At 37.2% G+C, this 20,082-nt stretch carries 22 protein-coding genes; 2 read left to right on the top strand and 20 right to left on the bottom strand.

The features are described 5' to 3' along the window. Window positions 1–130: 130 nt before the first annotated feature. Together BN985_RS10980 and BN985_RS10975 are read left to right on the top strand one after the other, a co-directional pair. Window positions 131–373 carry a DUF2627 domain-containing protein gene (locus BN985_RS10980; protein WP_042223503.1) on the top strand — a complete coding sequence of 81 codons (243 nt, stop codon included), beginning with the start codon at window positions 131–133 and terminating at the stop codon, window positions 371–373. A 223-nt stretch (window positions 374–596) separates the two neighbouring features. Continuing rightward, window positions 597–1,943, top strand: coding sequence for an aspartate kinase (locus tag BN985_RS10975; RefSeq protein WP_042223502.1), 1,347 nt, complete (start codon window positions 597–599; stop codon window positions 1,941–1,943). Window positions 1,944–2,032: 89 nt separating this feature from the next. Here BN985_RS10975 and spo0A read toward each other — a convergent pair whose 3' ends face one another. The 20 genes from spo0A to spoIIIAD form a co-directional block, all read right to left on the bottom strand. Further along, complete coding sequence (gene spo0A, locus BN985_RS10970) at window positions 2,033–2,809, bottom strand: sporulation transcription factor Spo0A (protein WP_042223501.1); 777 nt, start codon at window positions 2,807–2,809, stop codon at window positions 2,033–2,035. Window positions 2,810–3,083: 274 nt separating this feature from the next. Beyond that, entirely contained in the window at window positions 3,084–4,376 is a 1,293-nt protein-coding gene (spoIVB, locus tag BN985_RS10965) for a SpoIVB peptidase (protein ID WP_042223500.1), read from the bottom strand. Window positions 4,377–4,941: 565 nt separating this feature from the next. Then, the gene (gene recN, locus BN985_RS10960; RefSeq protein WP_042223499.1) at window positions 4,942–6,657 is read right to left on the bottom strand and encodes a DNA repair protein RecN; all 1,716 of its coding nucleotides are present in this window, start codon (window positions 6,655–6,657) and stop codon (window positions 4,942–4,944) included. 33 nt (window positions 6,658–6,690) lie between these two features. Beyond that, on the bottom strand, window positions 6,691–7,140 hold the full coding sequence (gene ahrC / locus BN985_RS10955) for a transcriptional regulator AhrC/ArgR (RefSeq protein ID WP_042223498.1): 450 nt from the start codon (window positions 7,138–7,140) through the stop codon (window positions 6,691–6,693). Window positions 7,141–7,191: 51 nt separating this feature from the next. Continuing rightward, window positions 7,192–8,019 carry a TlyA family RNA methyltransferase gene (locus BN985_RS10950; RefSeq protein ID WP_042223497.1) on the bottom strand — a complete coding sequence of 276 codons (828 nt, stop codon included), beginning with the start codon at window positions 8,017–8,019 and terminating at the stop codon, window positions 7,192–7,194. Then, on the bottom strand, window positions 8,016–8,627 hold the full coding sequence (locus BN985_RS10945) for a hypothetical protein (RefSeq protein WP_042223496.1): 612 nt from the start codon (window positions 8,625–8,627) through the stop codon (window positions 8,016–8,018). The genes BN985_RS10950 and BN985_RS10945 overlap by 4 nt, the downstream gene beginning before the upstream one ends. Before the next feature lie 746 nt (window positions 8,628–9,373). Then, complete coding sequence (locus tag BN985_RS10940) at window positions 9,374–10,198, bottom strand: polyprenyl synthetase family protein (RefSeq protein ID WP_042224071.1); 825 nt, start codon at window positions 10,196–10,198, stop codon at window positions 9,374–9,376. Between the two features lie 59 nt (window positions 10,199–10,257). Beyond that, window positions 10,258–10,491 carry an exodeoxyribonuclease VII small subunit gene (locus BN985_RS10935; protein ID WP_042223495.1) on the bottom strand — a complete coding sequence of 78 codons (234 nt, stop codon included), beginning with the start codon at window positions 10,489–10,491 and terminating at the stop codon, window positions 10,258–10,260. Beyond that, complete coding sequence (xseA, locus tag BN985_RS10930; RefSeq protein ID WP_042223494.1) at window positions 10,481–11,833, bottom strand: exodeoxyribonuclease VII large subunit; 1,353 nt, start codon at window positions 11,831–11,833, stop codon at window positions 10,481–10,483. The genes BN985_RS10935 and xseA overlap by 11 nt, the downstream gene beginning before the upstream one ends. Then, on the bottom strand, window positions 11,833–12,684 hold the full coding sequence (folD, locus tag BN985_RS10925; RefSeq protein WP_042223493.1) for a bifunctional methylenetetrahydrofolate dehydrogenase/methenyltetrahydrofolate cyclohydrolase FolD: 852 nt from the start codon (window positions 12,682–12,684) through the stop codon (window positions 11,833–11,835). The genes xseA and folD overlap by 1 nt, the downstream gene beginning before the upstream one ends. Before the next feature lie 18 nt (window positions 12,685–12,702). Then, window positions 12,703–13,083, bottom strand: coding sequence for a transcription antitermination factor NusB (nusB, locus tag BN985_RS10920; protein ID WP_042223492.1), 381 nt, complete (start codon window positions 13,081–13,083; stop codon window positions 12,703–12,705). Between the two features lie 175 nt (window positions 13,084–13,258). Next, window positions 13,259–13,657 carry an Asp23/Gls24 family envelope stress response protein gene (locus tag BN985_RS10915; protein WP_042223491.1) on the bottom strand — a complete coding sequence of 133 codons (399 nt, stop codon included), beginning with the start codon at window positions 13,655–13,657 and terminating at the stop codon, window positions 13,259–13,261. Between the two features lie 31 nt (window positions 13,658–13,688). Then, window positions 13,689–15,047 (bottom strand): acetyl-CoA carboxylase biotin carboxylase subunit, encoded by a 1,359-nt coding sequence (accC, locus tag BN985_RS10910; RefSeq protein WP_042223490.1) that lies wholly within the window; start codon window positions 15,045–15,047, stop codon window positions 13,689–13,691. A gap of 13 nt (window positions 15,048–15,060) precedes the next feature. After that, window positions 15,061–15,558 (bottom strand): acetyl-CoA carboxylase biotin carboxyl carrier protein, encoded by a 498-nt coding sequence (accB, locus tag BN985_RS10905; protein ID WP_042223489.1) that lies wholly within the window; start codon window positions 15,556–15,558, stop codon window positions 15,061–15,063. A gap of 156 nt (window positions 15,559–15,714) precedes the next feature. Next, window positions 15,715–16,302 carry a hypothetical protein gene (locus BN985_RS10900; protein ID WP_042223488.1) on the bottom strand — a complete coding sequence of 196 codons (588 nt, stop codon included), beginning with the start codon at window positions 16,300–16,302 and terminating at the stop codon, window positions 15,715–15,717. Between the two features lie 304 nt (window positions 16,303–16,606). Further along, window positions 16,607–17,188: a SpoIIIAH-like family protein gene (locus tag BN985_RS10895; RefSeq protein WP_042223487.1), complete on the bottom strand. Its 582-nt coding sequence runs from the start codon at window positions 17,186–17,188 to the stop codon at window positions 16,607–16,609. Window positions 17,189–17,203: 15 nt separating this feature from the next. Continuing rightward, complete coding sequence (spoIIIAG, locus tag BN985_RS10890; RefSeq protein ID WP_052360674.1) at window positions 17,204–17,833, bottom strand: stage III sporulation protein AG; 630 nt, start codon at window positions 17,831–17,833, stop codon at window positions 17,204–17,206. Continuing rightward, window positions 17,830–18,453, bottom strand: coding sequence for a stage III sporulation protein AF (spoIIIAF, locus tag BN985_RS10885; protein WP_042223486.1), 624 nt, complete (start codon window positions 18,451–18,453; stop codon window positions 17,830–17,832). Before spoIIIAF ends, spoIIIAG begins: the two co-directional genes overlap by 4 nt. 10 nt (window positions 18,454–18,463) lie before the next feature. Then, on the bottom strand, window positions 18,464–19,645 hold the full coding sequence (gene spoIIIAE / locus BN985_RS10880) for a stage III sporulation protein AE (RefSeq protein ID WP_042223485.1): 1,182 nt from the start codon (window positions 19,643–19,645) through the stop codon (window positions 18,464–18,466). A gap of 41 nt (window positions 19,646–19,686) precedes the next feature. Beyond that, complete coding sequence (gene spoIIIAD, locus BN985_RS10875; protein ID WP_042223484.1) at window positions 19,687–20,079, bottom strand: stage III sporulation protein AD; 393 nt, start codon at window positions 20,077–20,079, stop codon at window positions 19,687–19,689. Between the last annotated feature and the right edge of the window lie 3 nt (window positions 20,080–20,082).

Genomic DNA, 20,082 nt, shown 5'->3' with positions numbered 1-20,082 from the left:
CCCACCTTGCATTAATTTGCACAGTTATATAATACGCTATCCTGCATACTTTGGCAAATTAATTATATTACATTTTAAGCCCGTTCTTTGCTATAATATGAATAATAGAAAACTCAAGGGGAAATTCATAATGGGCAGAACACTAGCCATACTTGTTCTCTTCATTCCAGGTATTATTACTGCTTTTGGTATTAAACTGATGAGAGACGCACTTTTTTCTGAATTCTATCCGTTTTTTTTACATACAGCTGTGCAATTCGTTGCTGGCCTTCTCTTTTTCATTTCCGGTTTAGCTTTTATCGGAGGCTTTATTGTTTACAGAGATCGTAAAAGACAGAAAACCAAAGAACGTAAAAAAAAGATGGAGAAATAGCCATCTTTTTTTGGGTAGAAGAGAAATTTGTAACGTAAACACCTACATATGGAGTTTTTAAAAGATAATGAATTGTGTATTTTCAAACCATTTTTTTGATTTGTTTTTTATTGGCATTTTAGTAACGTGATGCAAATTTTGTATAGACACATTTTATTGTGTCTATTTTAGTTGTCATATGTTATGATTTAATATAAAAATTATTGCTTCAGGAGGCCTTTATATGAAAGTAGCAAAATTTGGGGGAAGCTCGATGGCAACAGCTACCCAACTTCAGAAGGTTGGTAACATAATTAAGGACGACCCTGCCAGAAAGATCATTGTCGTTTCAGCTCCAGGAAAAAGAGCAACAGACGATGTAAAAGTAACAGACTTACTAATCCAGCTCGGGGAAGCATACATAAATGGCGAATCCTATGAGGAAAGCTATGAGAAAGTTCTTAGTCGGTTTAGAGAGATAATAGAAGATCTAATGTTGGAACCAAGCTTACTTGAGGACATTGAAAAAACAGTTAACGAAGCAATACGAAAGCCTATTTCTTCTATCTCAAAGCTAGATGCATTAAAATCAATCGGGGAAGATAGCTCTGCAAAAATTCTTAGTGCTTATTTGCGCTCCATTGGCCTAGAAGCTTCTTACCTTAACCCTAAGGACGCAGGAATCATCGTTAGCAATGACCCAGGGAATGCACAAATTCTCGATGATAGCTTTTCAAAGATTTATGCGTTACGCGAAAAAGTCGGAATATTAGTTATACCTGGATTTTTCGGATACACAGAGCAAAATGAGCTCATGACTTTTTCACGGGGCGGCTCAGATATTACTGGTTCTATTGTGGCAGCAGGTGTGAAAGCAACACTATATGAAAATTTCACAGATGTTGATTCAGTATATACGGTAAATCCTACCATTGTAGATGATCCGAAAGAAATTAAGACGCTAACATATAGAGAGATGAGGGAGCTTTCTTATGCCGGTTTCTCCGTTTTCCATGATGAAGCCCTTATTCCAGCTTTTAAAGAACAAATCCCCGTCTGCATTAAAAATACGAATAAGCCACACTTACCCGGAACACTTATAGTAGCGGAAAAGAAACCAAATGAAAAATGTGTTGCTGGAATCGCCAGTGATACTGGTTTCAGCAGCTTGTATGTAAGTAAATATCTTATGAATAGGGAAATCGGATTTGGTAGAAAGTTGTTAAACATCCTAGAAGATGAAGGAATTTCGTTTGAACATGCGCCATCTGGAATCGATGATATGTCAGTCATTATTCGTGATAGTAAGCTAACAAGAGACAAAGAAGAAATTATCAAGAGACGTATTTATGACGAACTTCATCCTGATACTATAATCATGCATAGAGATTTGGCCATGATTATGGTGGTCGGCGAAGGGTTAGTCAGTACAATCGGAGTGGCGCAGAAAGCAACTACAGCGCTAGCCACTTCAAATGTAAATATTGAAATGATTAACCAAGGTTCTTCAGAGGTTTCCATGATGTTTGGTATTAAAGCAGTAGATTTAAATAGAGCTGTAAAATCTTTATACCAAGTATTCTTTGACTAAATATAACCTGCAATTCTTTGCAAAAACTCATTCAAAAAAGATGATTCCTGAAAAAGCGAATCATCTTTTTTATTTATTCTTTCCCCAACTTAACTCGCTTTATGCTCTAACCTCAATCGATCAGCAACCATTGCGATAAATTCAGAATTCGTTGGCTTGGCCTTTGTGATACTAATCGTATATCCGAAAAGTGCTGAAATGGAATCTATATTCCCCCTGCTCCACGCTACTTCGATCGCATGGCGAATAGCTCTTTCTACACGAGAGGCTGTCGTGTTAAATTTTTTAGCAATATCCGGATAAAGAACTTTAGTTATGGAGCCAAGTAGTTCTATGTCGTTATATACCATCGTAATTGCCTCTCGCAAATACATATATCCTTTTATGTGTGCGGGCACACCAATCTCGTGAATAATATTTGTGATACTTGCTTCAAGGTCTTGCTTTTTCTTTTCTTTGCGTACAACCTTTTTCGAACTAGATGGCATGGAGCTAGACCCTTGAACTTGTCTTACCTGTTCAGCTAAGTTGTCTAAATCAAATGGTTTCAGTATAAAATAAGAAGCGCCTAAATCTACCGCCTTTTTCATAACTTCCTCCTGACCAAATGCTGTAAGCATGATAACATTTGGCTTCTTCCCATCCATTCCTCTAACTGTATTTAAAACGGCAAGGCCGTCGACATGTGGCATTATAATATCTAATATCAAGACATCTGGATCAAGATCCTCGAGCATTGTAAGACAATCTCTGCCATTATATGCTGTCCCAATTACCTCAATATCTTCCTGTTCTTCAAAGTAATCCTCCATTAATTGTACTAATTCTCTGTTATCATCCACCAAACAAACCGAAATTTTATCCACTCCAAAGCTCCTCCTTTATGTAGTAAACTCTTCTTATTCTTACTTATTCTACACAACTTTTAAATATCCTTTATTTATTTAAAAAACTTTGGTTTTTTTTGCAAATGCTAAAAATATCACTGTTTTACTGCGTATTACGATATATTTCGATAAATTATTACAGCACTTTGTCGAAAAATATTTAAGTATCTATAGTATAGCACAGCCAAGTAATAATTTTTACATTAAACAGAAAAAAGTGACTTGAATGGAATAATCCATACAAGTCACTTTTCTAACCAGCCTTCTGTTTTTCTTTTGTTTGCTTATAAATATTTACTCCTGCGTCTTGTAGCATCCATTCAATATGAACACCATACCCTGATGTTGGATCATTAACAAAGACATGTGTCACAGCTCCAATTATCTTTCCATCCTGGATTATAGGACTTCCACTCATACCTTGGACAATCCCGCCTGTTTTTTTCAAAAGCTCTTTATCCGTAACTTGGATTACCATTCCTTTCGTCGCAGGAAACTTTTGTGGAACAGAGCTTACTACCTCAATATCAAACTCTTCCACTTTCTCATCCTCAAGTACGGTTAATATTTTTGCTGGCCCTTCTTTAACTTCATGAGATAAAGCAACTGGCAGAGGTTTGTCATTTTTGCCATTTTTAATGCTCTCCTCTAACTTTCCAAATATGCCAAAAGGACTGTTCTTTGTTATTGAACCGATTTGGTTTTCTTTAACAGAGAATTTTGCTTGTTTTTCACCTGGCACACCGTTATTACCTTTTTCAATGGCAGTTACAGTTGATTTAACAATAGTGCCATCATGTATCTCTATGGGCTTCTTTGTATCCATATCAGATATTACATGACCTAGTGCACCGTATTTTTTAGATTTTGGCTCGTAAAATGTCATTGTTCCTATCCCTGCTGCTGAATCCCGGATATAAAGACCAATTTTATAATCGTCTTCTTTATCGTCTAACACCGGGGTCAATTTTGTATCCATTATTTCTTTACCTCTTTTTAATTTTACATTTAATGACTTACTTTCTTGACCAGCTTTTTTAACGAGTGGTCTGACTTCTTTCATATCTTTAATTGGTTCTCCATCAATTTCCAGCAAGATATCTCCTACTTTGATTTCTGCCTCCTCACCTGGAGATAGCGTTTTATCCGCTACATTCACTAGGTGATGACCTACAACCAAAACTCCTTGAGTGTGAAGCTGTACACCAATTGATTGACCTCCCGGAACTACCTTCATATCATCTAAAACAGAAACGTTTACCTTTTTAATTGGTAATCCTGCAACTTCATACATTAACTGACTGTTTCCTGGATCCATTGTCTCAAAGACAGAATTATCGACTGCCTGAACTACTTGACTACTTGCTGTAATGTGATAATTTTCTCCTAAACCAGGCAACTCAATTGAAGCCGCGTTATGAAAGGTAACAATTTCATTGGGAATGGATAGGTATTGCTTTACAGGGGAGATAAAGGGTATGGATAACACGAAAGCAAACAATATAGAACCAACCCATAATCGTAATTTATTTTTTTGTGGTTTCAAATTTTCATTCACTCTCCTCGTTCCTAACCCATACCAGCATTTTATTTATTTCTGTACTTCTAATTTGACCGAACTAGACGTGTTTTAAACTGGTGAAACCTAAGTAAGATGTGTAACATTACCTTTTTTAAAAACGTAATTCCTGCATAACCTTTAATAGGTTGGATCTTACAAAAAGACTCATACAACAAGTTTCTAAATAAGGAAGAAATTTGTATATGTATTAAGTGAAACTTCAATCAGTGGGGGTTTTCGCTCTTCCCCCACTGATTGTTAGTTGAACGAATCGGCATGTTAGTCCGTTTACTCCCACTAAAAACTACCATGTTTTGAAGCGGGAGTCTTACGGACGATTGCTCCGGGAGAAAGTGATAGTGGGCAATTAATACCACATAAACGTAATGGAGTAAGTAAACGACCTACTTGCAAATATAAGAGGGATAAATGCCACTATTTTAATTATCCATGTTCTTTTTTATGTATTTTTACATGGGTCGACTCCAAATAGGCAAAATAAAAAAGCCAGTTAATATATCATCTGACTTTTTAAGTAAAATTATCCTATTTATTTGGATTTAAATGTATGCGCCATATCCAATAATTCTTTGGCATGTTCTTTCGCAGTCTCAGTTAGTTTTGTTCCAGTAATCATTCTGCTTAGTTCAACCACCTGCTCATCGGTTGTCAATTCTTTCACATCTGTAGAAGTACGGTTATTGTTTTCAGCTTTTTCAATTAGTTTATGTGTATCGGCCATAGACGCAACCTGTGGTAAGTGAGTAATGCAAAGTACTTGGGAACTGTTCGATAGCTGATAAATCTTTTCAGCGATTGCTTGAGCTACGCGCCCACTTACTCCAGTATCAACTTCATCAAAGATAACGCTTGTGACACCCTGATGTTTTGCAAAGATTTTTTTTAGTGCCAGCATAATACGAGACAATTCTCCGCCAGAAGCAACTTTGTGCAGATCCTTTAATGGCTCTCCAGTATTTGTAGAGATTAGAAAGCGTATTTTGTCAAAACCATTTTTATGCAGCTTTGCCCTCTGTTCACTTACTTCTGTTTCGTGTGTAGACTGCTGAAAAAATATAGAAAATGTTGCTTTTTCCAAGTATAGATCTTTTAACTCATTCTCAATTTCGGCCATCAATGCATCGGCGCTTTTAACACGTATATCATGTAATTGCTTCGCTTCTAGATATGCATCTTTTTCGACTTCATCAATTTGTTCAGCAAGCTTCACAAGATGGGAGTCTTTATTTGTTATTTCTTCAATTTCTTCCTCAATCTTTGCCATATAGTTCAAAATGTCGTTAACAGTAGGTCCATACTTCTTCTTTAATCGGTTTATTTCATTAAGTCTTGCTTCCACTTCATTTAGTCGTTCAGGGCTATATTGCTGTGATTCACTATAATTACGTATGGAGTAGGTTAATTCCTCTAAAGCATAGTAGTGATTTGAAATTTCTTCGGCTTTTTCCTTTATAAAGTTATCAAAATCACTACTAACATCTAAAGCGTTACGTGCAATATTTACCCATTCAAGTCCTTTTTGCTCTCCATATAAAGCATTATATGAATCCTGCAAGGTCGTATAGATTTTTTCAAAATTAGCTAATGAACTTCGCTCTTCTTCAAGTATGGTATCTTCATTTGGCTCAAGATTGGCTTGTTCTAACTCTTGAAGTTGGAACTCAAGCAAATCCAATCGATGTGCCATCTCTTGTTCATTTTCACTAAGGTCTTTATAGCGGGCCTTTAAATTACCTAGACGTTCATAAAGGTAACTATATTCCTTTTTTGTCCGTTTCATTGATTCTGGGTCATAAAGGTCGAGTAATTCTAAATGACTTTCAGGATCCATTAGTGACTGTGTCTCATGTTGACTGTGAATATCAATTAACGTTTTTCCAAATTCACGGAGGATGCCTAACGTAACAAGCTTGCTATTAACGCGACAAATACTTTTTCCATTTGATGTAATAGTCCGTTGCAGTACAACTTGATCATCGGTTATATCAATGCCGAAATCCTTGCCCACCTGATGTATGGGGTGCTCTTTTCTATCAAGGATAAATAAGCCCTCAATTTCTGCTTTTTTTGCACCGTGGCGAACAAATTCAATAGAACCTCTGCCGCCAGCTAATAACTGAACTGCATCTATTATAATAGACTTCCCTGCTCCAGTTTCACCTGTCAATACAGTAAGCCCCTCATTAAACGTAATGGAAATTTGATCAATAATTGCAAAATCCCGAATAGATAATTCCGTTAACATATATAACATTCATCTCCATTTTAGAAGTAATCATTAGAGCATTGTTAAAAATCTTTCTTTAATAAGTGCTGCTTTCTCCTCTGTTCTACATATAATTAAGCATGTATCATCACCACAAATGGTACCCATAATCTCTTCCCAATCAAGATTATCAATTAAAGCACCAACTGCTTGGGCATTTCCCGGCAATGTCTTTAATATAATCATATGGCTTGCGTGATCAATCTTAACAAACGCGTCCATTACAAGCCTTTTTAATTTGTCTAATGGGTTGAAACGTTGATCTGCAGGAAGACTGTATTTGTATTTTCCGTTGGATGCAGGAACTTTCACTAAATGAAGTTCTTTAATGTCTCGAGACACGGTTGCCTGTGTTACTTTATAGTCTAAGCTTTTAAGTCGATCAACTAGATCATCTTGCGTTTCAATTTCATTTTCTGTAATTAGCTCACGGATTTTGATATGACGTTGTATTTTACTCATATAACACCTCTTTACTTTCTATAAACACAAACGGCCTACCTCAGTAGCCCGTTATTTCTCTTGTGATGTATGGAACTCTTGGTGTGCTTTCTCCACTATATCCTCAATTTCGACAGCGGGAGTAGTTTTTCCTTTATTTTCTTTTTGCCAACCGAAATGTGCTAAGAATTCTATATTGCCATCTCCTCCAGTAATTGGAGAGTGAGTTAAATCAATTAATTCGTACTTTTCCTCTGTTGCAAAGGCAACAATTTCCTTAAGTACTTGTTTGTGAACTTTTTTGTCGCGCACAATTCCTTTCTTTCCTACTTGCTCTCTTCCAGCCTCAAATTGAGGTTTAATTAACGCGATTACATCACTATTTGCAGCAAGTAATTGATGTAATACAGGTAGGATAAGCTTTAACGATATAAAGGAGACATCTATCGTGGAGAGATTGGGTGTTCCTTCCTTCAACATATCCTTTGTCACATACCTGAAATTTGTTCGCTCCATTACCACAACGCGGCTGTCATTCCGTAGTTTCCAATCAAGCTGATTATAACCAACATCAATTGCATAACTTTGCTTCAATCCATTTTGCAAGGCGCAATCAGTAAAACCACCAGTAGATGAACCTACATCGACCATTATTTTATCCTTCACTGATATAGCAAAGTGTTTTAATGCTTTTTCTAGCTTTAACCCACCCCTTCCAACATATGGAATGAGCTTACCTTTAACAGTAAGCGGAATGGTACTATCTACTTTCATGCCAGGCTTATCAAGGCGTTCCTGCTCTGAATACACCAATCCAGCCATAATGACTCGCTTCGCTTTCTCTCTTGAGTCAATTAAATTTCTTTCCACCAGTAATATATCTAATCTTGTTTTTGTCATCTTGTCTGTCCTTTATTACGTGTCTTATTTTTGGATGATTTAGAAAAAATTGAAATCTTCAACTTAGTTTCCATTAAAGCTACCACTTTTCCAGCAAAAAAAATGATTCTTGTAGATGCGTTAATACCAAAATATTTACCTAACGCTTTTCCACCAACAGTTAATGCTGCAACGATACTTGTTAATACAACGGAAAGAATTATTTGAAGTGTAGATCCGTCGCCTTCTCCAAAGAGATTGGCGATTTGCAAGACAACAATTGCAGATGCTGTACCACTAATAATTCCAGAAATATCTCCGATTACGTCATTACAGAAACTAGCAAATCTGTCAGCATTCCTCACAATCATTACAGCTTCCTTTGCCCCTGGCACTCTTTCAGCAGCCATCGCATGAAACGGCGTCTCATCTGCTGCAGTTGCAGCAATACCCATCATATCAAACAAGATACCAATGAGAACAATTAGTAAGACGATTAGTAAACCCACAAACCACATTACTCCCCCAAGTATGGAGGAGGAGATAACTGAAAAAATAGCCGCTAGCACAAATGTGATAACGGCAATAGTTAAACTAAACTTTAAAGAACGCTTTATATTGGGATTCATTTCATACCTCAATTTAATTAATATATAATATGTAGTAAGGAATGGTCATTTAAAAGGTAAAAACTGTGGCTTAGGTCCAGTAGGTTTTCCCAGATCATTACCTCATGTTGCCATGTAGGCGGTTCCCCTTTAAAATGAACTTAGCTTTGTCACCAATAGCTAGACTGGATTACCACTTAGTCCACACTATAATCCCTTTTAAAAGTCATTGAACAGTCTAGGAGATTTCCTCAGCAGCCTTTAGCCGTCCCCTAGCCTCTTTTGCAGTGCCGATTTCATAGAGATGAAAATAGTCAAGCCAGTGGCCATCTGACTCGCTATTTGAACTCTAATCCCCTCAAACACCACTCAAGGCAGGCTACGCTGTAAACATGATGTCCCTTACCATATTGTACAGGTTCATACCCCAGTCCATAATAACACCTAGGCTTAGTTGCTACTACAGAGATGGGCCTCCGCGGTAATCGGGTCAACGCCCACATGCCTTTGTGGATCGCCCAAAAACCTTAACTCCCAGCATAGACCCAAGGCTGGGCGCCTCAAGCCTACACAAGGAACTTCATCGATGTGCCCTTTGGCGGATTTTTAGGCCCGCCTTCAGGAACGGAGGGCTGACTAGAATACTGCACCATTCCTTTATATTTATATTATAGCATAAATCATATTCTATTTCATTTTTTTAGATGTTGAGTTTATTAATTTAACAGCTACTACTTTGCAAGCTGGTTCCTTTACTACTTGATGCCTTAATGATCTCGATTGCTAAAATAATCAGTTAGTTCCATCAGTATAGAATATTCTGCTCCAGCATGCTTCAAAGCTTTTTTAGCCTCTTCTACATAAAGATTTTTCCTCGTTTGGGCGCCATCAATCCCCAGTAATTTAGGATATGTACTTTTCTGATTCCCTTCATCACTGCCAACAGGCTTTCCTAACTTTTCTTGGTCACCCGTTACATCAAGTATATCGTCTTGAACTTGGAAGATAAGACCTAGATAGTAAGCAAATTTCTCTAATGCTGCTAACTGTTTTGAATTCGCACCGGCAATATATGCACCGGCAAAAACGGCAAACCTTAGTAGCTCCCCAGTTTTTAGCGTGTGAACTCGTTCTAACTCTTCAAGAGCTAGAGGGCGATCCTCTGCCTCCATGTCAAGTAATTGCCCACCAACCATGCCGGCAGGTCCACTTACTTCCGCAAGCATCCTAACTAGACGTATTCTTTGTTCATTAGAAAGACCTGTATCTGTGCCAACTATTTCAAAGCTATATGTAAGTAGTGCGTCCCCAGCAAGAATCGCCGTTGCTTCGTTAAAAACTTTATGATTTGTTGGCTTTCCTCTACGAAAGTCATCATTATCCATAGCCGGTAGGTCATCATGGATAAGGGAATAGGTATGCACCATTTCAAGAGCCACAGCAGTTGGCAAAACTTTATTAAGTTTACCCCCAAACGCCTCGTAGCTTGCTAGGAGGAGAATAGGCCTGAGTCTCTTACCACCGGCTTCTATTGAATAAAGCATGGATTTCTTTAAAACCTCAGGAACAGCTAATTTTTCCAGTTGTTTCATTAATTCTTTTTGTACCAAATCCTTGTTTTGCTGGATATACAAATTTAAATCCGTCAACTTTATTCTTCCCCCTCTACTAGAAACGGCTCTAAATCTCCCTGTTCATTCATAATCGTTGTCATCTTCTCTTGCACGTTTTTTAACTTGTCATTACAAATCTTGGATAGTTTCATTCCGTCCTGATAGTAAGTAATGGCTTTTTCTAATGGGACATCCCCTTCTTCCAATTTCTCAACAAGGTTCTCTAATTCCTTCATTGCCTCTTCAAATGAAAGCTCTTGTTTATCTGACATTGTTCTCCTCCTCGATATCCTGCACCTGACAGCTTAACTTGCCATCGGATAGCGTTAATTCAATAAAGTCCTTTTTCTCAACATCTGTAATGGACTTAATTAACCTTCCCTTTGCATCATAAGGAAGCGCAAACCCTCTTTTCATTGTCTCTAAAGGTGACAGTAAAGTCAGCTTATCAACTAGGCTATTCCACTGTATTGTTTTTTTATGCAGTATTTGTGACATACTAATGTTCTGTCTTTTTCTTATCTCAGCAAGTCGGGCACCTGCTCGGTCAATTTTCTCCTCTGGATGTTGGAGGGCAATTCGATTATGCAAATTCTTATATCGCTCTTGCAAGCTTTTGAATTGGTAAGAGAGTGCCTTCGTTAGAGACTCTACAGCTGTATCTAATGCTTGTTCTTTCTGTTTAACAAGTTGTTCTGGGTACTTGAATGCGTATGACTGTCTCAATTGTTTCAAGCGGTTTTGGTACGTAAGTAGAAGTCTTTCTAGTTCCCTTTGTAAAATTCTATGATTTTTTCTAATGCTTTCCTGTAGCTCCACTTGAGACTGTACAGCAATTTCTCCAGCAGCTGTTGGGGTGGGTGCTCGTACATCGGCAACAAAGTCACTAATGGTATTATCTGTTTCATGACCAACCGCTGATATAATCGGAATTTCTGACTTGAAGATAGCTTCTGCTACAATTTCCTCATTAAAGCACCACAGTTCTTCTATTGATCCGCCGCCCCTTCCAACAATTAGAACATCAAAAGAGTGACGATTGTTCGCAATATTAATGGCTTCCACTACAGATTTAGCTGCATTGGGACCTTGAACCAAAACTGGGATAACAGTTAACGCTGCAATGGGGTATCGTCTCTTAATTGTGGTAATTATATCCCTAACCGCAGCACCAGTAGGTGATGTGATGATACCAATACGTTCAGGAAACAATGGCAGTGTTTTTTTATATTCCGAATTAAAGTATCCTTGTTTGCTCAACTTTTCTTTCAGTTGCTCATAAGCAAGATATAATGCACCTATTCCATCTGGTTCCATGTGTTGGATGTACAGCTGATACTGCCCATGTGCTTCATAAACACTTATCTCACCTTTTATTAACACATTCATTCCATTTTCTGGCCTGAATTTTAACGTTCGATTATTACCAGCAAACATGACAGACTGCATTCTTGCTTGATCATCTTTGATAGTCATGTACATATGACCACGACTATGCTGCTTAAAGTTTGAGATCTCCCCTCTAAGCCATACATTTCTCAAGTGGGGATCTGTGTCCATTTTTCGTTTCAGATACCTTGTCAATGCAGTGACAGTTAAATACTTGTCGTTCACTATTTCGTCAGTCCTTTTGCTGCTTTGATTGTATTCTCAAGCAACATCGTAATCGTCATAGGGCCAACTCCCCGTGGAACCGGTGTTATGTATGAAGCCTTTTCCTTAGCTGCTTCAAAATCTACATCCCCTGTCAATGAGCCATCTTCTAGTCGGTTAATACCAACATCAATTACAACAGCATCTTCCTTAATATCTTCTGAGCCAATGGCATTAACTTTGCCTACTGCAGCAATAAGGATGTCAGCTTGCTGTGTTATTTGCTTTAGGTTTTTTGTTTTAGAGTGACAATATGTAACAGTAGCATCTTCATTTAAAAGTAATTGGCCCACTGGTTTACCAACAATATTGCTTCGCCCTACCACGACTGCGTGTTTTCCAGCAATTTGAATGTTTTTTGATTTTAACATTGTTATAATGCCGAACGGTGTGCATGGTAAAAACGCATCCTCTCCAGTCATCATTCGACCAATGTTTATTGGATGAAAACCATCTACATCCTTTTCATAAGAAATGGTGTCAATTACTTTTTGTTCCCTAATTTGCTTTGGAAGTGGTAATTGAACAAGAATACCGTGTACTGTTGGATCCTCATTAAGAATTTCAATTTGCTGCAGCAATTGTGCTTCTGTCGTGTCACTAGCCAATTCTATTACATCTGAAAGAATTCCTGTCTCTTTGCACGCCTTCTTTTTGCCATTAACATAGCTTTTTGAAGCAGGATTATCTCCAACCAGAATAACGCTCAATTTTGGATAAATATCACGCTCATTTAGCTCTGTTACCTTCTGTTTCATTTCCTGTCTCATTTCATGTGCTAAGTCTCTTCCGCTAATAATTTCTGCAGCCATTGATTACTTCCCCTTTATTTAATTATTTATCTTTGATAATACGCCATTAATAAACTTTCCTGATTTATCATCACCGTATGTATTAGCTAGTTCTACGGCTTCATTTATAGACACGTTGACTGGGATGTCTTCTAGATACTTCATTTCAAATGCAGCAATTCTTATAATGGTTTTTTCTACAGAGGCAATCCGTTGTAAACTCCAGTTCTCTAAGTTATCGGAAATGAGCTGGTCTAATTCCGTTTTGTGTGATGCCACACCTTCCACAAGCATTGATAAAAAAGCATCGTTCTCTTCTGATTCAAGAAACTCAGCAATAGCTTGTTTCGGTTCATTATCATTTATGTCTAATTGGAAGAGTATTTGAAATGCTTTCTCCCTTGCTGTATGTCTATTCATTCTAAATTAGCTCCTTTTATCCTTATCTTCTACAAATCATAACATGATTAAAATTCCAATGCTACAATCAATCAAATAAACTATGTACTAACAATTCCTTTCCTAAAAATGGAATTAGAAATATAAAAAACAGGACCAGAAGAAGTTACTTTCTGATCCTGTCCAAAGCATTTCCTTATTCTCCGGAATGGTCATGCTCTTCTTTAATATCCATTTGGATGCCAACTACATGAATATTTATTTCATCAATTTCTAATGCTGTCATATTTTTAAGTGCTTGACGAATATTGGTCTGTATATTTTGAGCAACCTGTGGAATGGAGACACCATAATGCAAGATAACGTAGAGATCAATCAAAATGCCATTTTCTGTAAGCTCTACTTTTACACCTTTACTATGTGCTTTTTTACCAAAGCGTTCTGCTACACCAGATGCAAAGTTTCCTCGCATTGCATAAAGACCATCTGTTTCAGCGGCTGCAATACCAGCAATAACTTCAATCACTTCTGGTGCAATTTCCACGTCTCCAAGACTTGTATCATCACTTACGTTTAACAAAGGCTGTTCACTCATCGTCTCACCACTCCTTTATTAATTCTTTCTTCTATTCACTTTTCTCCAAGATCGGGTGATCTTCAAGAAACTTTGTATTGAAATCACCTTGTGTGAAAACTTCATGTTCCATCAACTGACGGTGGAATGGAATCGTTGTATGCACTCCCTCAATAACAAATTCATCAAGTGCTCTTCTCATACGATCAATCGCTTCTTTACGTGTTGCACCAAACGTTATTAGTTTGGCTACCATAGAATCATAATAAGGCGGTATATAGTAACCTGGATACGCAGCTGAGTCTACCCTTACACCTAACCCACCTGGTGTTAAATACATGTCAATTTCACCTGCTGAAGGCATGAAATTTTTAAAAGGGTTCTCTGCATTGATTCTACATTCAATTGCCCATCCATTAAACTCAATGTCTTCTTGTTTAAAGGAGAGCTCTTCGTTATTGGCAATTTTTATTTGTTCTTTAATTAGATCTACGCCAGTTACTTGCTCTGTCACTGGATGTTCTACTTGGATCCGGGTGTTCATTTCCATAAAATAAAACTCTTTTGTGCTTCTGTCAAAGATATATTCAATGGTACCTGCACCTTCATAATTAACCGCCATCGCCGCTTTCACAGATGCTTCACCCATTTTTTTCCGTATATCTTCGGTTAAAGCTGGGGATGGTGTTTCTTCAACCAGTTTTTGAAGACGACGCTGTATGGTACAGTCTCTCTCCCCTAAGTGTACTACATTTCCGTGTCGATCTGCCAACACTTGAATTTCTACATGTCGGAAATCTTCAATGTACTTTTCTAGGTATACGCCAGGGTTCCCAAATGCTGTTTCAGCTTCATTTTGGGTAATCTGAATACCTTTCACTAACTCTTCTTCAGTTCGCGCAACACGAATCCCTTTACCGCCACCACCAGCAGTTGCTTTAATTATAATTGGGTAGCCAATTTGCATAGCCAATTCTTTTGCTTGCTCTTCATTTTCAATAATACCGTCAGAGCCAGGAACAATGGGAACGTTTGCTTGCTTCATTGTTTCTCTTGCAACATCCTTAATTCCCATTTTCTGAATGGCTTCTGGAGTTGGCCCAACAAACGTAATATTACAAGCTCTACATATCTCTGCAAAGTCAGCATTCTCTGCTAAAAAACCATATCCTGGATGAATCGCGTCAACTTCAGTAGATGTTGCTACACTCATAATATTTGTAAAGTTGAGGTAACTGTCCTTCGATAAAGTTGGTCCTATACAGTACGCTTCATCTGCCATTTGGACATGCAATGCTTCCTTATCTGCTTCGGAGTACACAGCAATTGTTTCAATGCCCATTTCTTTACAGGCACGAATAATCCTTACAGCTATTTCTCCTCTATTAGCAATCAATAATCTCTTAATCACACCATACATCCCCTTACTTCGTGGTTACTCTAAACAACGGCTGTCCATATTCTACTAGTTCGCCATTGTTTACAAGAATTTCCACAATTTCTCCCTTTACTTCGGCTTCAATTTCGTTAAATAATTTCATTGCTTCCACAATGCACACTACAGTAGATGGTTCTACCTTGCTACCGTTTTTTACAAAAGGATCACTTTCAGGGGTCGGAGCAATATAGAATGTTCCTACCATTGGTGAAACAATTTCATAATCATACGCTTTGCTTTCTTCCTCATTTTTCGATACTTCCTGCTCAGGCTGAGCTGGAATTTCAGTTGTAGTTACTACTTCTTCACTTTTAGCGGAGACTGGTGCTGACACAGTAGGTGCAGGTGCTGAAACTGTTGGCGCTCCTGTCTCTTTATTTTTTTTCATCTTTACAGTAGTTCCGTTTGTTTCATAGGAAAATTCATCAATAGATGACTCATCAATTAATTTGATTATCTCACGTATTTCTTCTACCTTTAACATTTTCAGGCACCCTTTCATTTCTATAACTTTAATATTAGGTACTAATAACTCCTCTTAATATAGTACGATAAATGTATGGGAAACATCAAGATAATTCCACTATTGCTTCAGGCTGATACATTCGAAATGATGTAAAAAGGCTGATATGATGCTTACCTACACTTCTTGTGGCTGCAATGATTCTTCTTCAATCTTTCCTTGTTCTCTTAGAAGATCTGAAACCCTATCTTTCATTTCCTCGGATACCACAATACAATGTGAAACGAAATATCGTCGCTTAATGACTAATTCATATCCCGATTCATTTACCTTTTTATCATGACCATAATAGCGATGGTTCATATCTATTTGCTTAAATTGAAAAGATTTAATATGTTTCCAGCGGACAAAGCGACTTCCTATTATGACCCCGTCCTCGATGATCGCACACATATTTAATAAACCATGAAAGTTAATAAATATAACTATCGAGATTATTAAGATTGCCAGGTTATTAAAGGCCAGCGCAGCAATTAGAAGACCTAGCAAATACAAAAGGAATACCACGTATAAAATAATACCAAATCTCTGCTTTTTATATGTTGGGGGAGAAACTGGCTTTAATGGGTGTTTCCTTACACATGAAATTTCATTTTCATTAACCGGAAAGACTACTTTCTTCCTCATCTTAATTAGCAAGTGGATGAATCGCACAGCATGATATACTACGATCATTAAAAATATAATACTTATTACTAATGTCAAAAGAAATCCCCTTCCTTAAGAACGCGTTGCCTTTCTTATTTTTTATTAATTTGTAACCTTTAATATAAGTATAAACGATTTAATGAGAAAACTAGAACACTATGTAGTATATTTATTGAAAATATTAAAATTTTTTTAAAGAAGTAACTGGCTATGCTGATTATCAATGTATAGACAGGCTCATACATTTAGTGACATTCATCAAACGAAAAATTCACCCTTAGATGAACTCCTTTAAAGATACAATTTAATATTAAAACAAGTAAAAATCCGGACATAAGTTGATATCCGGATTTTTTCTTTATTACTCTTCTTCACTGCTTGCTGGCTGGAAGTTAACATCAACCACCATGTCTCTGTCAAATTCGTCTCTAACTAATTGCATGATATTATTAGCCTCAGTTGGTGACAATTCATCTGCTCTCACATGTACATGGACCTTATTATCCTCAGAGCGAACAAGAACATCTGGGTACTCACCAGAATCTAAAATACTCTTTTCCAAAATTGTCTCTTTCGTTGATACCTCTTCGATTACGTCAATTTCTTTCAAAGCATCATCTTTTTCTTCAGGTGAACTTGAACTTGAAGCAACAATATCTTTTAAACGATCTTTTGTCATACTTCTTTTATCGTTTAGCTCCATTCTAATCGTAGTAAATAATTCATTTTCACCTAAGTTGGAAATACTATCCACTTCTGTTCCATCTTCTGTTGCATCACCATCTTGATCAGACGGATCAGTTGAAGCGGCTTCTTCAGAATCACCTTGTCCATTATTTAGGTAGGCGAGATCTTCACTATCAGGTGAGGTCATGTAATACACACTCAGTACAATCATGAGACTTAACATTGTTAATAACCAAACAGTTTGCTTTTTTAACATTATTTCTTCCTCCCTTTAATTCTTTGGCATTACTGAAACTCTATGTGTTGGAACATCAAGTACGCGGGATGTTGATTCTACTATCCAATTTTTAACTGAAGCGTGATCGGCTCCCTTGGCGACAACAAATACCCCTCTTACTTCAGGTTTTTTTGTTTGGATAAGCAATGGAACTTCCCCTTCACCTTGCCTGACTAATACAGTTTGTGCTTCTTCCGTACTGTCCTGTACCTTTCTTGTGCCACCATTTTTGTCTGATTCATCTGTTGATTGCTGGCCAAAAATGAGATTTTTTTCATAGACTTTAATTTTAGTTGATTCAAGATTAACCATTACCTCGGCTTCTGATACACCTTTTATATTATTTAGCATGGATTCCAAGTCTTTTTTATAGCTTTCTTCCAATTCCGAGATGTCCGAAGTGGTCATGTCTTCATTTGATTTAACCTGTTTAGCAGTTTCTTCAGATTCATCACCCAGGTTGTGCGTTATCTCTTGCTGTGGTGGTGCCTCATTGGAAGAAGTAAATAAATTTCCTACAATGATTAACATCAGACCACCAAGTGCAAGAATAAGCATATAGCCTGTCTTTTTTGAAGAACCTTTGGCTCCATTTTTAAAAAGTTTATCCAGTAGTTGTTTCAAGATGCCCCTCCCTCCCAAATGATGGTCAGATCTTTCTCTTGTAAATCCCAAACATCTCTTAACAGACTTACTATTTGTTTTTCTTCTTCATTATCTTTTGTGACTGCTCGCTCTTCCGTGTTAATTACCACATCTTCAACTATACTCACTGCTCCCTCCCCATCTTCTTCTATTTCTCTTATACTAACAATGACCTCATCGAGAACTTCGAATGATATCTCCCCTTCCTGTGAAAACAAGAAGCTTATATCTGTAATCTCGACCTGATAGTCCACCAGTAATGGATCCTGTGCAAGATCCGTAAGTTGGACAGCCATTTGTTCTAAAATATATGCAGACTGTGATGTTTCTATTTCACTTTTTTGAAATTCGATTAAACTTTTTACATCTTCCCCCTCATTTCCCTGCTGTATCACCTGCTGAAATGAACGGTTTAACTGGCTTCCAATATCGATTTGAAATAAATAGAAAACAGGTTTTAACAGGATCAAAATTAAAATTAACCCTACAATTAACTTGATGTATTTCTTCATGGAGGTGGAGGGCATTAATAGATCTATTATGGTAGCTAGTAGTACAAATATGATAATTTGGGTAACCCATTGAATTAAAGCATCCATTTTCATCATCCTATCGTAAAAGCAGCGTTAAATTACTAGCTATGACTATAATTACAATCGCTAATAAAAACATAAACGACACAGCCAGCAGGCATGCTAGAATATATACGATATATTTACTGATCGTATTAATGCTTGAAATAACTGGCCCATCGCCTAGGGGCTGTAATATTGCTGCTGCAATTTTATAAATGAGCGCGATCGCAAAAATTTTTAATGCAGGGAATAAAGCAATAAATACAATGAGTAGTAAACCGACTAATCCTACTGCATTTTTCAATAGTAAAGAGGCACTGAGAATGGTGTCTGCTGCGTCCGTGAATGTTCTGCCAACTACAGGGATAAAATTACCTGTAATAAACTTCGCAGTTTTCATTGCAACACCATCCTGTATTGCACTGGTGGCACCTTGGACGGACATAACCCCAAGAAATATCGTAAAAAAGACACCAAGTATCCCTAACCCAACTGTTTTGAACAGGTTTGCAAGATGTGTTACTTTATAATTTTCACTAAGACTACTAACAATCAGCAGGAGAGCTGATAAAAATAATAGCGGTAAAATGATAGTGGAGACGAGAATACCGCTAAAATTTACTAGGAAAATAATGATTGGATGAAAAAACGAAACCGAAACTATGTTCCCAAAGGTAGCCATTAATCCAAGTATTAATGGGAGTAAGGCAATCATGAAGCTACTCATCGTATCAATGGCTTCCTTGGCATAGGAAACAGCGAGATAAAAGCTGTTCAATGCAATAAATATTAAAACAATATAGACCACAAAGTAGGCAATTTTACTAACAGAGCTTTTTTCAAAGGCATTATGCATCGTTTGTAAAAGAACCGAAAACAAGATAAGCATAATTAATAGACCTAACAATTTTCCGTTTATAATGAGTTCATGAAACAAAAATTGCAACAGCCCATTTATTGCATTTTTAACAGAGAGTTCACCGTTATCTTTAATAAATTCATATACACTCGTCTTCTCCAATTCAGGAAGATAACCGCCATACTCACTTACCAAGTCTGTCCAATAGGTCTGTACCTCTGTTAAGGAGACTTCTTCAAGTACCTTATCGCTAGGATCTTCTTCACTAACCGCAGGCGATGCACTTATCGAAGCTTGTCCAAACAATAAACAGAAAAAAACAGTTAGGAAAAGGATCGACTTCTTATTTGGCTTCATTCACTATAACTTCCCCCTTCAAAGGAAATGGAGGGATCTGACTACGTTGTAGGTAGAAAACGTATAATGGCTTCGATTACAGCGCTAATAATCGGAACCGCAAGTAAAAGGATAAATATTTTCCCTGCCAGTTCAATTTTCGCAGCTACTGAACCTAAACCAGCATCCTTTGTAATCCCCGCCCCAAGCTCAGCAATATAAGCAATTCCTATTATTTTTAGAATGGTATCCATGTACATACCTTCCACGTTCGCTTTTGTTCCCAATGATTGAATCAGCTGAAAGATACTGCTAATCTGCTGGATAACCGAAAAGAAGATGATTATGCCGGTAATCAAGATGATAAAAAACGCCATGGAGCTGTTTATCTCTTTTAAAATGATATATAAAATGCTAGCAACAATACCAAGTGTAACGATTTGGACAATATCCATTAA

The sequence above is a fragment of the Oceanobacillus manasiensis genome, assembly GCF_000724085.1.
GTDB lineage: Bacteria > Bacillota > Bacilli > Bacillales > Amphibacillaceae > Oceanobacillus_B > Oceanobacillus_B manasiensis.
This window is presented reverse-complemented; position numbering and strand designations above follow the sequence as displayed.